14 protein-coding genes and 1 pseudogene are annotated in these 12,794 nt (G+C 47.1%); 8 read left to right on the plus strand and 7 right to left on the minus strand.

What is annotated here, in order from left to right:
• Nucleotides 1-201 precede the first annotated feature (201 nt).
• A complete protein-coding gene (locus ACO6V1_RS12625) occupies nt 202-540 on the plus strand; it encodes a type II toxin-antitoxin system Phd/YefM family antitoxin (protein WP_422467071.1) in 339 nt (112 codons plus the stop codon).
• A 2-nt stretch (nt 541-542) separates the two neighbouring features.
• On the plus strand, nt 543-890 hold the full coding sequence (locus tag ACO6V1_RS12630) for a type II toxin-antitoxin system RelE/ParE family toxin (RefSeq protein ID WP_422450360.1): 348 nt from the start codon (nt 543-545) through the stop codon (nt 888-890).
• Between the two features lie 252 nt (nt 891-1,142).
• On the opposite strand, the gene ACO6V1_RS12635 is transcribed toward ACO6V1_RS12630, so the two are convergent.
• Together ACO6V1_RS12635 and ACO6V1_RS12640 are read right to left on the minus strand one after the other, a co-directional pair.
• Nucleotides 1,143-1,436 carry a type II toxin-antitoxin system RelE/ParE family toxin gene (locus tag ACO6V1_RS12635; RefSeq protein ID WP_422450361.1) on the minus strand — a complete coding sequence of 98 codons (294 nt, stop codon included), beginning with the start codon at nt 1,434-1,436 and terminating at the stop codon, nt 1,143-1,145.
• Nucleotides 1,436-1,705 (minus strand): CopG family ribbon-helix-helix protein, encoded by a 270-nt coding sequence (locus ACO6V1_RS12640; protein WP_422450362.1) that lies wholly within the window; start codon nt 1,703-1,705, stop codon nt 1,436-1,438. The genes ACO6V1_RS12635 and ACO6V1_RS12640 overlap by 1 nt, the downstream gene beginning before the upstream one ends.
• 498 nt (nt 1,706-2,203) lie before the next feature.
• Between ACO6V1_RS12640 and ACO6V1_RS12645 the strand changes: the two genes are divergently transcribed.
• Nucleotides 2,204-2,416: a type II toxin-antitoxin system VapB family antitoxin gene (locus tag ACO6V1_RS12645; protein WP_422450363.1), complete on the plus strand. Its 213-nt coding sequence runs from the start codon at nt 2,204-2,206 to the stop codon at nt 2,414-2,416.
• Nucleotides 2,417-2,549: 133 nt separating this feature from the next.
• Here the strand turns inward: ACO6V1_RS12645 and ACO6V1_RS12650 are convergent, their stop codons facing one another.
• Entirely contained in the window at nt 2,550-3,113 is a 564-nt protein-coding gene (locus tag ACO6V1_RS12650; RefSeq protein ID WP_422450364.1) for a Uma2 family endonuclease, read from the minus strand.
• Between the two features lie 1,167 nt (nt 3,114-4,280).
• On the opposite strand from ACO6V1_RS12650, the gene ACO6V1_RS12655 reads away from it, so the two are divergent.
• Both ACO6V1_RS12655 and ACO6V1_RS12660 read left to right on the plus strand, forming a co-directional pair.
• Nucleotides 4,281-4,535 carry a type II toxin-antitoxin system Phd/YefM family antitoxin gene (locus ACO6V1_RS12655; protein WP_422450365.1) on the plus strand — a complete coding sequence of 85 codons (255 nt, stop codon included), beginning with the start codon at nt 4,281-4,283 and terminating at the stop codon, nt 4,533-4,535.
• On the plus strand, nt 4,532-4,804 hold the full coding sequence (locus ACO6V1_RS12660; protein WP_422450366.1) for a Txe/YoeB family addiction module toxin: 273 nt from the start codon (nt 4,532-4,534) through the stop codon (nt 4,802-4,804). Before ACO6V1_RS12655 ends, ACO6V1_RS12660 begins: the two co-directional genes overlap by 4 nt.
• A 166-nt stretch (nt 4,805-4,970) precedes the next feature.
• Here ACO6V1_RS12660 and ACO6V1_RS12665 read toward each other — a convergent pair whose 3' ends face one another.
• Nucleotides 4,971-5,924, minus strand: a complete 954-nt coding sequence (locus ACO6V1_RS12665) for a KpsF/GutQ family sugar-phosphate isomerase (RefSeq protein WP_422450367.1) — start codon at nt 5,922-5,924, stop codon at nt 4,971-4,973.
• Nucleotides 5,925-6,300: 376 nt separating this feature from the next.
• Between ACO6V1_RS12665 and ACO6V1_RS12670 the strand changes: the two genes are divergently transcribed.
• The 3 genes and pseudogenes from ACO6V1_RS12670 to ACO6V1_RS12680 form a co-directional block, all read left to right on the plus strand.
• Nucleotides 6,301-6,552, plus strand: coding sequence for a BrnA antitoxin family protein (locus ACO6V1_RS12670; RefSeq protein ID WP_422450368.1), 252 nt, complete (start codon nt 6,301-6,303; stop codon nt 6,550-6,552).
• A 97-nt stretch (nt 6,553-6,649) separates the two neighbouring features.
• Nucleotides 6,650-6,898 carry an AbrB/MazE/SpoVT family DNA-binding domain-containing protein gene (locus ACO6V1_RS12675; RefSeq protein WP_422450369.1) on the plus strand — a complete coding sequence of 83 codons (249 nt, stop codon included), beginning with the start codon at nt 6,650-6,652 and terminating at the stop codon, nt 6,896-6,898.
• Nucleotides 6,895-7,197 (plus strand): annotated as a pseudogene (locus ACO6V1_RS12680) (hypothetical protein); the annotation flags it as partial. The gene ACO6V1_RS12675 and the pseudogene ACO6V1_RS12680, both read left to right, overlap by 4 nt.
• Before the next feature lie 45 nt (nt 7,198-7,242).
• Here ACO6V1_RS12680 and ACO6V1_RS12685 read toward each other — a convergent pair.
• The 3 genes from ACO6V1_RS12685 to ACO6V1_RS12695 form a co-directional block, all read right to left on the minus strand.
• Nucleotides 7,243-8,274 (minus strand): hypothetical protein, encoded by a 1,032-nt coding sequence (locus ACO6V1_RS12685; protein ID WP_422450570.1) that lies wholly within the window; start codon nt 8,272-8,274, stop codon nt 7,243-7,245.
• A gap of 61 nt (nt 8,275-8,335) precedes the next feature.
• Nucleotides 8,336-11,428 (minus strand): glycosyltransferase, encoded by a 3,093-nt coding sequence (locus ACO6V1_RS12690; RefSeq protein ID WP_422450370.1) that lies wholly within the window; start codon nt 11,426-11,428, stop codon nt 8,336-8,338.
• 188 nt (nt 11,429-11,616) lie between these two features.
• Nucleotides 11,617-12,783, minus strand: coding sequence for a nucleotide sugar dehydrogenase (locus ACO6V1_RS12695; protein ID WP_422450371.1), 1,167 nt, complete (start codon nt 12,781-12,783; stop codon nt 11,617-11,619).
• Between the last annotated feature and the right edge of the window lie 11 nt (nt 12,784-12,794).

The following is a 12,794-nucleotide window of genomic DNA, read 5'->3' on the forward strand; positions in this document are numbered from 1 at the left end:
AATAGTTGCCCGGCTCGAATCATGACAATGATTTGAGAACCTCGAATAGGATGTTTCACCTCCGGCAGGCTTCGGTATGCATTCCCACGCGGAGCATGGGAACAGCATGGGAGCGATGTTGTGCGTTGTATGGGTATTAGCGTTTTTCTGCACTAGACTGTATAAAGTCTTAATTAAGTCTTACTGTAGAGGAAAACTCGGATGAAACTCTCACAACAAGTCAAGCCCATCAGCTACCTGAAAGCCAACGCAGCCGAGGTACTGAAACAGCTGCAAGAGAGCCGGGAGCCGCTGGTGATCACCCAGAATGGTGAAGCCAAAGCCGTTATTCAGGATATCCACAGTTATGAAGCATTGCAGGAAGATATCGCCCTGTTAAAACTGCTGGCCCTGGGCAAACGACAGCTGGCCGACCATGACACTGTTACGGCAGACAGTGTCATGGCTGATATCGATCAACTCCTGGTGGATGACGCTCCTGATAATAACAGGGGCGATAACAACAACGATGATGAACCACAAAACATTGCAGGAGAATAACCATGACAAAGGTTATTCTCACCCAGGATGCCCGACAGGACATACTGGATATTATCGCCTACACCAGAGATCACTTTGGCAAACCCCGGGCAGTGAAATTACGACAGGCTTTTAACTCCGCCTTGCAAAGCTTCAGGGAACAGCCCTATAAAGGCGCCAGAGTTCCGGAACTGAACCGGTTCGGGAATACCGAATACCGGCAACTGTTAAGGAAGCCTTTGCGTATTATTTATCTGATCACTGAGGCCGCAACAGAAAATAACCAGGGCATCATCATTGCCATATTGCTTTGCGCCGATGGGCGGAGAAATTTCAGTACATTACTACAACAGAGGCTGTTCAGGCGTTAAAGTCCGTTCCGAGATTAAAAGTTTCCATCTACATGGTGTTGATGCCAAAGGTCATGTGGTTATCAAAAAGAAACTTAAGCGCAAAGCACTCTTGTCCTTTATTGCCAATCTGCCTCAATGCGCTATTGGCATTGAAGCCTGTGGAGGTTCACACTACTGGTGTCGTAAATTCACTGAACCCGTTTATGACGTTCGTATCATGGCTCCCCGGTTCGTAAAACCGTCCTCGCTACGGGGTCGCCTAGACGGGCGCTATTCTCGGACAGCCTCTTGGCGCTCCTCTCGTGTGTGCCAGAGCCTCAAAATATAAATGGTTGAGTTCTGGATTTCATAGCGCATCTCATACTGCCCTATCAGTATCTTTCTGACTTCTCTGGGGTCAAAAGCTTCAAGTCTTTCACCGAGCCTTGGATTTTCCAACAGGCTGGCAGGGCTGGATGTCAAAGACTGAACTGTTTTAGCTGCAGCCTGCTTATTTACAAGAGCTAAAAAATCATACAGCCGCGACAAATCAGAGAGGGCTTTACTCGTCCACTTAATTTCCATTAACGCGGCACCGGCAGGGGGTTTTCAGTTCCAAGACTTTCTGCCCACTCTTGCACGGCTTGATGATCGATCACAGCATTTGCGTCTACATCTGCCAGTGCTTCCCGGGTTAGTCTGTCCCGTTCCTCTTCTTGATCAATCCAGGCGGATAGAGCCTGTTTGATGATCCACCCTCGTGACCGCTCAAGTCTCAGAGCAAGCTGTTCCACTTTTTCGGCCAGAGGTAGTGGCACATGGGCAGTAAGTACCTTCGTGTCTTTTTGAGTCATAATAACCTCACTCTTGATCAGGTGTTAATAACTATGAAAAATAGTGATTAATTATGATTAAGTCAATAGCATTGTCAGGTTTGGGTATACCTCAGCTTTACGTCAGGTAAATAAGCAAAAACTGTCAGAATAGGCTTTCATTTCTAGTTTCTGGACACTTGTTCAGGCAGATCTATGACCTAAACCTGACAGCATCAGCCCTTAAAGTTTGAAAATAAAGACAACGGGCTCAACAAAACCTCCCAAGTGATGATCGTTGACACCCTGTAGAAGTACGGAGTTTTACGCTCATTCGATAAAAGCAGACAAAATCAGCATTTCGTTTTGCCTATAAGGAAAAAGGTTTCAGGTTCAATCCCAGTGCCTGCAAAACCACCAACCATGTTTTGAGGATCGGATTCCCTTGCTCACTGAAAGAACGGTAACAATACAGCCATTGGCAATGGATGAGCAGTCTAGTCTGTTTTTTGTATAAAACATTGTGTAGGAGTTGATGATATGCCTTCAAACCTCGCTTTAGATGATGACTCGATTGACCAGGTCCAGAAACTGGGCGGCTATAAAACCAAAAAGGCCGCCGTTAATGAAGCACTTGCCGAATTTATACGCCATCGTAAACAGCTGGAACTGCTGGATGATTTCGGAACCATTATGATTGGCCCGATACTGCAAGAAGTACTAACCGGCATTAAACACCATGGACTGGATTGAATAAACCAGCGACGATGTGGGCTGGGTCATGAAGCGCGGCGACGTCGTTACCGTCTCAATCAAGGGAGACTATGGCAAACCAGGGCCAGCCTTAATCATCCAATCCAACCTGTTTCCAGAATCAACCTGCACGCTATTGATACAAGTCAACCATCGGCAAATCCAGCCCAATACTGCCAAGGGTGATAACATCGTTTTCTACATAGGTAGCAACCACCTCAAAACGCCCCTTGCGCCACATCCGTTTTTCGATCACCGGATAATCCGGTTCGATGACCAGGTACTCACCATTGGTAGCCTTGAGGACATGCCCATACTCCGTTGATTTATAAACCCGGTCAGTAAGCTCCGTACTTTCAGAAAGGACTTCAACCAGCACAGTGGCAGACTCACACATATCGTCAAACCTGCGATTCTGCTCGCAGGACACCATAACATCCGGATACCGATAAGATTTCACAAAGGCGGATTCAACCCTCAGTTTCACATCCGATGCAAAGACATCACAGGGCTTACCCACCAAGTGATTGCCCAGCAAACGAGTGATATTCGCAATCATTCTTCCATGGCTAATCGTACCGCCCGCCATGGCCAGTACATAACCATCAATATACTCATGCCGTGTTTCGGGGGATGCTTTCTCATGGGCCAGGTAAGCCTCTGGTGAAACCAGAGCATGGCTGATTTTATGTGGCATGATGTAAACCGTCCTGTAAACCTGAGTAGCAAGTATATCTGTAATCCATCAAGTTCACCCCTTCCCTTGTTTTCGTTTTTCCTTGATGCGGTGGTTTGGTGGTCGCTTCCAGAAGCCGCCACCGGAGGGCCCTCCTCCATCTCAATTACAGTTACGAGCAGACCGACTCTGCTCTCGTGACACACCAGACCCGGACGAGCCCAATTAAGGCATCCGGTTCCTCACAGTTACTGGCTCACTAAATGGTGACCATGGTAGTACTGATGCTGGATTCTTGGCGGTGTCAGGGGGAAACGTTTCAGGAACTGGGAAAATTTCTCCCACGGAAAATTGCAAAGCCACCCCTCTGGGTTTTACCCCAGAAGTGTGTGAACCCAGGAAAATCAAATTTGATCGGAAGTCCACGACGCTTGCTTTCCTTTCGATATTGAACCCGAAAGTCAATTCTCTGCGTCTTTTCCGGATGCAGCGTTAAGCCATAGCCACCAAAGCGTTTAGGCAGTACACGCTCTACTTGACAACAGTCATCAAAGTTTGGATTCGCTTCCGGACTCCTGAGTGCTGCTTCATATTCGCTTCGCCGGGCTTGAAGCAAACCTGACGACCGGGTTCTTTCCAGCCATAGAACCAATGGCTATTTAACTCAGGTCAGCACTGGATCTCGCAGGTTCCTGAGAAATCCATCCTGTACCTTTGCCCCGGTCTCTGACTCCGGCCGGACTGATTCTGTCTCACCAAATCGACATTTCAGTGTTGCCCCCACCTCTTGAACAATGAAGCCTCCAACAAAGCGTCAATTTCGGAGTTCAATCCCGCGGCTTTAGTACCTGCTGTTTACGCTTCACAACCAGAGTTACCCCTGGCTATGCAAAACTCGCTTCCGGCTGATGGTTAATCTTTACCGGGTGGGAGTCGAACCCACTGGATTTCAACGAATAATTTCAGTTTATAAAACCTCCCACATTCTCAGGCTTCGCCTGTCGCGATCAAGGCCCTTTTCTCGTACATAGCCTGACAGTCAGAACCAATAAGGAAATCAATACCTGCAACCCATTCATCAACAGAGTCATTGAGTGAGGCCAAGGATCAAGCCCCTGGGTTTTCTTGCCAAATAACAAGAGCCAATTATACTTGTACCTTATCACGTACAAGTATATGGGCAATAAAATGAATGTGGTTTCCTACACAGAAATGAGAAAAAACCTCAAAGCGGTGCTGGACAGCGTTGTTAATGACTCGACCCACACAATCATTCACCGGCGTGACGCAGAAGATGCGGTAGTTATGTCGAAAGAAAGTTACGACAGCCTGATGGAAACGCTTTATCTGCTCTCGTCACCTGAAAATGCCCGTCGGTTGAAATCCGCCGCTGAACAATTCAAAGCCAATAAGGGCATCCAAAGGGATCTGCCTGAATTATGAGTACCCCGAAAAAAATCACGTTAAGCTGGGTAGAAGAAGCATGGGAAGACTTCCAATACTGGCTGGACAACGACAAACCAAAAGCCAGGAAGCTAAGAAAGCTCATTAAAGAATGTATGCGTAGCCCCTTTGAAGGCACAGGCAAACCTGAGCCCCTGAAAGATAACTTTTCAGGATTCTGGTCGCGCAGGATTGACCAGGAACATCGATTGGTATACGCCTACAGTAACGATAACCTGTTTATACTCCAGTGCCGCTTCCATTACTGAAACCCTGACGTTACAAACACAACCCCGGAGCCCCGGCACTGGCAACCCCGCGGCTGCCGAGCAAGCATCTTACTCACCGTGAAATAATGCAGGCCAAAATAATCGGCAATCGCCTTTTGGTCATATAGTTTTCAAACAACCTCTTAAAACAAAAAAAGCACAGTTATCAAGCAGCCCAGTCAATCAGACCAACAACCTGTCCCTGTTCGTCTGTTGCTACAAGACATTTTACATGAGCTTCTCGCATTATGACTTCTGCATCCACTAACTTAATATCCTGAGAAACAGACACCGGGTTAACACTCATAATATCAGCTGCCAACATTCCCTGAATAGAACTGTGGTCTACCAGCACCCTGCGCAGATCACCATCAGTAATAACGCCAATCAGCTGGCCATTATCATCCTGCACAAGAGCCAGACCGGTACGAGCCTCTGTCATGGTAAAAACAACATCGGTAATCGCAGCAGCGCGATGTACAAACGGCAGCTTATCTTTCTGCATAACATCCCTGACACAGGTCAGAAGACGACGCCCCAGACTTCCTCCCGGGTGGAAACGGGCAAACTCATGGGGTTGGAAGTTACGTGCCTTGATCAGCGCAACCGCCAGCGCATCTCCAATAGCAAGCGCCACCGTTGTAGATGTTGTTGGTGCCAGGTTATTTGGGCACACCTCTTCAACCACGGAACCATCCAAAACCACATCCGCATTTTTTGCCAGAGTTGAATCCAGAGCTCCAGTAATAGCAATAATTTTAGTGCCAAAACTCTTCAGTGATGGAATCAGTTTAAGGACCTCATCGGTTTCGCCACTGTAAGAGATCAATACAACCACATCCGCTTTTTCATCAAAGCGGATCATACCCAAGTCACCGTGAAAGGCTTCACCAGGATGCATAAAAAAGCTAATTGTACCGGTAGAAGCCAGAGTTGCAGCAATCTTGCGGCCAACCAGACCAGACTTACCCATACCACAAATCACAACACGGCCCTTACAATTGAGCATCAACGCAACTGCAGACTCAAAAGACTCATCAACCCGTTCACTCAAAGAAATCAGAGCTTGCCCTTGCTCACGCAGAGCACTGGCAATCACCTGGCGCATTTCAAAAGACATATTCCCCCCAAAAAATCGGTAAACGATATAGCGTTATTTTTGTAAAATATTTCTGACTCGTTCGAGGTCAGGTTCAGTATTACGGAAAGATTACTTAATATGTTCACAGCAATATGTCTGACACCCGCCAGTATTTCAGACTCTCCTTGACTTCCTTCAAGAATCAATACTCCAGCTTCTTTGACCCCGGTATCTTTGACAAGCCTGGGCTTTGGTTTCATCTACTCAAATAAATGCTAACCTTTGAATGTGTGTACAAATGTAAATACTGGCATCACCATGCAATGCGAGTGGGATGAAAGCAAGAATCAGGCAAATATTGCAAACACGGCATCGCCTTTGAGGACGCTGTCGATATATTCAATCACCCAATACTATGAAGAAAACATCCGGTACTGACTGGGAGCGCCTCAATACCATGAGTGATGAGGACATAGACTCTTCTGATATACCTGAACTGGACGATGAATTTTTCCAACAGGCCGAGTTGCACCTGCCGGTGAAAAAACCAGTGACTATCCGACTGGATGCCGACGTTCTGGAATGGTTCAAGGGTCAGGGGCAGGGATATCAGACCCGCATAAACAATTTGCTGAGAAAATATATGGAAACTCACCAGACCCGTTGAATCACCGTGCAAGCATCTTACTCATCGTGAAATAATGCAGGCCAAAATAATCGGTAATCGCCTTTTGAGTATTAATCAAAATACAAAAGAAAACCAAATGCCTAAGTTAACCACGAAAAGACAAGTGACGATCCCCCAGGCCATCTGTGAAAAACTGGGTCTTGAGCCGGGAGATAGAATTCAGGTATTTGAACGGGATGGTGTTGCCCACCTTGTCAAAATGACCGATCAGCCTCTGGTCGGCACCTTGAGCAATTGTCATAATGCAGTACCTGATATGGATAGGGCGCACCTCAAATCAGCCATCAGAAAAAAGGCAGCAAAAAAACTCCGGTGGCAAGAGTGATCGCTGTCGATAACAACGTTCTGTCGCGCTACCTGTTACACCCTTCTGATGACCGAAACCCGCAATGGCAAAGTCTGAAAGCGATTGACATTATCAATTCAGCAGACAGTGTTTTCATATCAGACATTGTGCTGTCTGAGGTAAAATGGGTGATGGATACCGTGTTTGAACTTGATAAAAAACAAATACACCAAACTCTTTTCCAGCTGACCAGTCAACAGCAATTCCGATTTGAAGACTGGAATGCCCTGCACTGTGCCCTAATAGATTATCAGACCTATCCCAAAGTTGATTTTTCTGACTGCCTGATTGCAAGACAAGCAGCCAGTAAAAACGCAGATACCTTATACACCTTTGAAAGTTCGAGAAAACTCTGCACCTTGCATTTCTTTTCTCAACTTCTCCGCCTTTTTATACATATCCCGACAGTCAGAACCAATCAGGAACTCAATACCTGCTACCCATTCATCAACGGAGTCACCCAATACCAAGCCTGCACCAGCATGCTCAATGTCATCCGAACAGGAAAAGCGGCGTGAATAAATACCGACGGCTTTCTGACGACAGATGTCAAGAAACTTGGTATGGGAGCGGGCCAGATTAAAGGGTGTATCAGCCAGAGGAGCGAGACCTATATCCATGGTTCTGGAAGAGGTCAGTGCCAGATAATCAGGCCACTTCAGCGGATGAAGAACAGTCACACGAGGAATACCCCGGCACGCCTTGTAAAGCGCATGGTCACCGATAAATTCAAACCAGGTGCCTTGATTCCGGAGTTGAATCTGCCGGGTTACTTCCAGCACAAACTCCCAGTCTTTCTGGTGGGAGCTGGTGCCGTGGTAAAAGCAGCGGGTTATCTGTTGGGAGGATTCAAAAACAGGCTCAACAGGAGACAAGATTGCGCTACTGGCCAGGTTATATTTTTTGGCCAGACAGGGTGTTGAAACCAAAATCTTGCTACAAAGATTTTCAAGAAGAGGCGTTGCTCGTTTATACCAGCCAGTCATGCGTTTCCGGTAGCGGGCTGGCAAAGTCGCGTCCAATCCCGCAGCTGGAATATCGTCATCTATAAACCATATTACGTCAGATAACGTACACTTAAAGGCATCAAGCTTCTTTAGTACTTCTACAGGCACATCACGAACAAGAATAAGAGTACAACCTTCCGATATATGCTTTTTTAATTCATATAAAGCGTCACTGGAACAGGCATCTATCTCTGTGTAACCAGCACCTTTGGCCTTGCGACTTCTAAAATAGAACTCAACAGTAGCTGACTGCAGGTTACCAAGGATCACAATCTTCCCGGTTGCCTTTTTATCATAACGTGCAGAAGGGCTGACTAGCTCTTTTGTTTTGGTTGAAAATCTGAACATCACTCAAAGTGAGCCATATACCTTCTCAGAACTGACTCCTGATCACTATCTGGCAACATAGCTAAAGTACAGTAAAATTCAGTGAAAAATCTTCCCTTCGCTGGGTCAGATTGGGATGATAATAAGGATCAGAAGCCAGTTTGCCAGCCCACTTGTTTTTCATGAACTGATACTCTTGCTCAAAACGAGCCTTCTTCTCGGGTGTGTCATCCTGCCCACGGCTGACCGACTCATGATGGTATAGCTCAGCAAACGATGTCCATAAATTTCTGTAGCCAGCCTGCCTGACTTTCAGGCAAAAATCCACATCATTAAATGCAACCAGCAGGTTCTCAGCATCCAGCCCACCAACTTCCCGGTAGATCGCTTTTTTCACCAACAGAGCTGCCGCCGTTACCGCCGACAGGTTTTGAACACAGTTCAATCGATTCTGAAAACCCGCATCGCCACGTCTGAAATGCTTATGAGAATGTCCGGCCACACCGCCCAAACCACTGATAACACCGGCATGTTGAATCGTATCGTTAGCGTAATAGAGCATCGCACCCACACAACCGATGTCTGGACGCATGGCCTGGGATACCATTTCTCTTAGCCAATCGGGATTAATGATTTCCACATCATTATTAATCAGCCCAACAACGTCCCCGCTGGCTTTTTCCACCGCAAAGTTATTGATTGCCGAGTAGTTAAATACATCGTCATAGCGGTAAACAGACACCTGCTTATGTCGGGAAATATCATCCAGGTAGGCCAGCGTTTGCGCACAGTCAGACTGATTATCAATAATCAGAATTTCAAAATTCCGGTAACTGGTTTTTGCCAGAATGCTATCCACACATTGCTTCAGAATCTCATAGCCATTGCGTGTAGGAATAATCAAGCTAACCAGAGGCTCAATGGGTAAAGGCCAGATAACACGATAACTCCGCTTGTTTTCCAGATAGACAACCTCGGCATTCACATTCTTAACCGTAGCCAGGTAATCTTTGCGGACTTTAATAGCCGTATTCCCACTGTGTTTTTGCTCACCGCCTTGTCTGTTACTTGAATAGCGATGACTGACCATTTCTGGAACTCTTTTCACCTGCTGATCGTTTGCCAGTGCGCAGACTCGCAATACCACATCATAGACTTCATAGCCTGTAATACCTGAGCGGAAGCCTCCTATGCCATTCAATGCCTGCCGATGGATAGCAATACAATCGGAGATATAATCCTGAGCGAGCAACAAATCGGGATTCCAGCCTGACTTGAAATCGGGAGTATGGCGCATGCCTTTGTGATCAATCCGATCCTGATCACCATAAACAATAATGGGTAGCAACCCGGATGCGTTAGAAGAAATAGCTTCAGCAAAAGAGAGTAACGCCAACGCGGATAACGCCAAAGCTGGATCAGGCACCACAAGATACTCACCAGAAGCCCGCTGGCAGGCGCTATTCAGATCCTCGCCATTATCAGCCGTTTTGGTCAGTACCTGACATTTAATACCGTACTGTTCAAATTGACTGGCAATGGCCAAAGCCGAAGGCTGATTACCCCCATAAGCGATAATCATCACCTCAAAGTGTCGGTATACTTGAGCAAACAGCGATTCAACAAGTGCTGGGACAACCCGCTCATCACCAGCAATCTGTATGATGATTGAGAACCGAACGTTACTTTTCAACTGCGCAAGTCTGCGCTCAATAGCAATGGGATGAAAACGGGATTCATCATACCACTGCAACCATTCACTATAATTTGTATCCGACGAACTATGGCGAAAACATAAGCTATACCGTTTAACCAATTCATCCCTGGTTAAATAAGAAAAATCTCCCGGAAAGAAGCTGCTTACCTTCTTCAACATCAACTGGCGGGCAAAGCCTGGCGTCAGTTTGGAAAAACTGAGCGCCTCTACATTAAACAGGGCGATCTCTTCCGTCGGATCAAAGCGCAACCCTTTCACTGGCTTAGGGAAATAACAAACCCGCTTAACCGCTTTGCCTTTATGCAGGGGCAGGTAGACTGCCGATTCTTCCCCCATGCCCTCGCCATCATTGATATAAAGCTTGCCATGAAACTGTGGCAAGTTACCCTTTACGCTGACGGTGAGCATATACCAGCCATGCAGGACAGCGCCGGAATGTTTCAGCATAAACGCCGGATCTTTGCCGGTTGCCTCCCATCGATACTCACCACTGGCTGGTTTCACATCTGAATACGGAACCAGGGAAAACTCCGGCTGCCGATCCAGCCAGCGGCCAAGAGCGCCTGTTCTGGCAATGAACTTACCTGCCGCGCCTTGCATGACCGACAATTCTTTTTTGTATTGCAACAGATTTAATTGATAACGAATCTGCTGTATTTCCCCGGCAAGTGGCTCCTGAAAGCGCTCCATAATATGGCTGGTCTCATGATTCATATCATGGGCTTTAAAAAAACCGTCTTTGCGCAGCTCACTAACCGAAGCCCGCCCTCTTTTCTGTTTACGCTGCTTGAACTCCTCGAACGACTTGACAACATAGTGGTTGATCCTCAGCGGCGACCAGTCCACCGTTGTACTGCAGCCATGTTCGTTGTGCTCGGAAAAAGCAAACGGCTCCCCATTTGACTTAATGTAACGCCCTTTTTTCAGTGCCGCTTTATGGGGATTAAGCATCTGTGCACAGAATTCAGGCTTTACTATGGTTTTGATATGCCTGTTCACCCCGGTGACCTGCCGTGCACGCTGGGTAAATCGCCGGGAAACCGGCTCATCCCGAAACTCGCTCTTACCGGATGAACCATAAATCGCCCAGTTAACAGCGATAGCCCCAACACAATCATCCGCCATAAACGGCGCAAGATACTCCCGTACACTGGTACCCTGTGCCGGAACGACAAATTCATCAGCATCAATAAATGCCAGCAAATCCACCCTGCCTTTTACAAGGTTGAGCATCTCATTATAAGCAGGAACCTGGGGGCCTTTATTATCACGGGTCGGGTACTCGATACGCTGAATCAGACCCACCTCATCCAATGCTTTCAGCAGCTCGGTGGAACCATCATCGCTGATATTGTCGGCAATAATGAACTGATCAAACCCTACCAACCGGTGATAAGCCAGCCATTCAATGATGTAGGGGTGCTCATTCTTAAAAATGGCTGCGATGGAGAGTTTCATGGCAAAAAAAGTTACAGGTTAAAAAAAGGTTTAAGCGTTTAAGTGTTTAAGCGTTAAAACGTTAAGGGTGAAATTTGGGTGCTTTTTTAAATCCTTAAACGCTTTAAGTAGGTCATGTTTCAAACAGGTTGAAACGCTGTTTTAAACCTTTAAACGCTTAAACCCTTCTACAAAATCACATGATGATTTTAATCGGAACCAAACAGATCGCGGGTATAGACCTTATCCAGCACATCTGACAGTTCATCTACCAACCGGTTGGAGACAATCACATCGGCGGTCTGTTTGAATTTGTTCAGGTCGGTAATTACCCGTGAGTTAAAGAACTCCGCTTCATCCAGCACCGGCTCATAGACCACCACTTCAATACCTTTAGCCTTGATGCGTTTCATAATGCCCTGGATAGAAGAAGCCCGGAAGTTATCGGAACCGGCCTTCATAATCAGGCGATAAATACCCACCACCTGGGGTTTGCGCCTAAGGATGGACTCGGCAACAAAATCCTTGCGGGTAGTGTTGGCATCCACAATGGCACCAATAATATTGTTGGGCACATCCTGATAGTTGGCCAACAGCTGCCGGGTATCCTTCGGCAGGCAATAACCGCCGTAACCGAAGGAGGGGTTATTGTAGTGGCCACCGATCCGGGGATCGTAACCCACCCCTTCAATAATCTGGCGGGCATCCAGGCCATGCACCTCGGCGTAAGTATCCAGCTCATTAAAATACGCCACCCGCATCGCCAGGTAGGTGTTGGAAAACAGCTTGATGGCTTCCGCTTCGGTGGAGTCGGTGAAGAGTACCGGGATATCGCTCTTCCCGGCGCCTTCTACCAATAGCTGGGCAAAACATTCTGCCCGCTCCGACTGCTCACCCACAATGATCCGGGATGGGTGTAAATTGTCGTGCAAAGCCTTGCCTTCCCGCAGAAACTCCGGTGAAAACATAATATTGTCACAACCCAGCTCCTCTTTAACCCGCTGGGTATAGCCAACGGGAACGGTGGATTTGATCACCATCACCGCATGGGGATTAATCGCCATTACCTGATTAATCACCGCTTCAACAGAGGTGGTATTAAAGTAGTTGGTTTTCGGGTCATAATCCGTTGGCGTGGCAATAATCACAAACTCTACATCGGCATAGGCCAGCTGCGGATCGGTGGTCGCCCTCAAGTTCAGCTCCCGGTGGGCCAGAAACTCTTCAATTTCCGCATCCACAATAGGCGACATGCGGTGATTAATCATAGCCACCTTTTGGGGGACAATATCAACAGCCATCACCTGATGGTGCTGAGCTAACAGAACCGCGTTGGACAGGCCAACATAGCCTGTACCTGCAATTGCAATTTTCATAGGAAACTTTT

Source organism: Endozoicomonas sp. ALC013, assembly GCF_049310205.1.
In the GTDB taxonomy this organism is placed as follows: domain Bacteria; phylum Pseudomonadota; class Gammaproteobacteria; order Pseudomonadales; family Endozoicomonadaceae; genus Endozoicomonas.